This is a genomic window from Sedimentibacter sp., from assembly GCF_032080165.1.
Lineage (GTDB): Bacteria > Bacillota > Clostridia > Tissierellales > Sedimentibacteraceae > Sedimentibacter.
Genome location: NZ_DAMASY010000028.1, coordinates 1 through 1,948 on the forward strand (window position 1 = coordinate 1; position 1,948 = coordinate 1,948).

General features: G+C 37.9%; 2 protein-coding genes. Both read left to right on the plus strand.

What is annotated here, in order from left to right; genetic code table 11:
* The gene (gene argF / locus RT412_RS17125; protein WP_313347182.1) at positions 1-996 is read left to right on the plus strand and encodes an ornithine carbamoyltransferase; all 996 of its coding nucleotides are present in this window, start codon (positions 1-3) and stop codon (positions 994-996) included.
* Positions 997-1,028: 32 nt separating this feature from the next.
* The coding region (gene arcC / locus RT412_RS17130; protein WP_313347179.1) for a carbamate kinase at positions 1,029-1,948 on the plus strand (920 nt) is incomplete at its 3' end.

A 1,948-nucleotide genomic window follows, 5' to 3' on the forward strand; every position in this document is an offset into this window, starting at 1 on the left:
ATGGCAGTAAATTTAAAAGGAAGAAGTTTTTTAACATTAATGGAATTTACGACAGAAGAAATACGATACTTATTAGACTTGGCACATGATTTAAAAGCAAAGAAACGCTCAGGAGATTCCAATTACTTACTAAAGGGAAAAAATATTGTTCTGTTATTTGAAAAAACATCAACAAGAACAAGATGCGCATTTGAAGTGGCTGCGTTGGACGAAGGAGCTCACGTAACATTCCTGGATTCCTCAAGCTCACAAATGGGTAAAAAAGAATCATTAGAAGACACCGCAAAGGTATTAGGAAGATTCTATGACGGTATCGAATACAGAGGATACAAACAAGAAGCAGTAGAACAGTTAGCTAAATATTCAGGAGTTCCCGTTTGGAACGGACTAACAGATGTAGACCATCCTACTCAAATATTGGCGGACCTGTTGACAATAGAAGAACATATCGCCAAACCGTTAAACAAGGTTAAAGTAGTATTTGCCGGAGACATCAGAAATAATATGTCATATGCGTGGATGTACGGATGCGCTAAAATGGGAATGCATTACGTAGCTTATGGTCCTAAAGAGCTTAGCGACCAATTGGATAAAGAAGTACTTAACAGAGTATATGAGGTGGCAGCTTTTACAGGAGGTCATATAGAAATATCAGACAATCCAGAATGCTTAAAAGGTGCAGATGTAATTTATACAGATATATGGGCATCCATGGGAGAAGAAGCACAGATACCCGAAAGAGTAAAAATGCTTACCCCATTCAAAGTTACCATGGATTTATTAAAAGCAACAGGAAACGATGATGTAATATTTATGCACTGTCTGCCTTCATTCCATGATTTTGAAACAAAATTGGCTAAAGAACAAAAAGAACTTGGATATGATATAAGAGAAGTAACCGACGATGTATTCAGAAGCAGACATTCAGTAGTTTTTGATGAAGCAGAAAACCGCCTTCATACAATTAAAGCAGTAATAGTAGCTACAATAGCATAAAAACAGGGCAGAAAAAATAAGAGAGGATATATATGGACAAGATAATCAAAGTGGTTATTGCATTAGGCGGAAATGCTTTAGAAGATAAAGGTCGTCCGTCAACAGCAGAGGCACAATTAGAAGTCGTAAAAAAAACATGTGAGTATCTTGCACAAATAAGCTGCGCAGGATATGAAATAGCAATAGTGCATGGAAACGGACCACAGGTGGGAAGACTCTTGCTTGCATCCGAAACAGCAAAAGATGTTACACCTGCAATGCCATTTGACGTATGCGGAGCAATGACACAAGGATATATAGGTTACCATATTCAACAAGGCCTAAAATATGCTTTAGCAAAAAGAAACAGAGTACTACCAGTAGTTACCATAGTGACACAGGTGATTGTCAATAAAAACGATCCGGCTTTCAACAATCCGACAAAGCCGATAGGATTATTCTATACAGAACAAGAAGCAAAACAAATTTCTGAAGAAAAAGGCTACGTTATGAAGGAGGATGCAGGCAGAGGATGGAGAAGAGTTGTACCATCACCTATACCTGAAAAGATAATAGAAGTTGATACAATTAAAAAATTATGGGATTCAACCATAGCAGTTGCCTGCGGAGGCGGAGGAGTACCTGTAATAGAAAATGAAGATGGCTCAGTTGAAGGAATTGCGGCAGTAATTGACAAGGACTTAGCGGCAGAAAAGCTGGCAGAGGATATAAATGCTGACATTCTTATGATTCTTACAGAGGTTGAAAAAGTATCCATCAACTTTAAAAAGCCAAATCAACAGGATTTATCTGTCATGACTGTAAAAGAAGCGGAAAAATACATGGAAGAAGGACATTTTGCACCGGGCAGCATGCTTCCGAAGGTTATGGCGGCAGTGAAATTTGTAAAGTCACATCCTGAAAGAAAAGCTGTAATAACTTCATTGTATAAATCAATGGATGCTTTAAACGG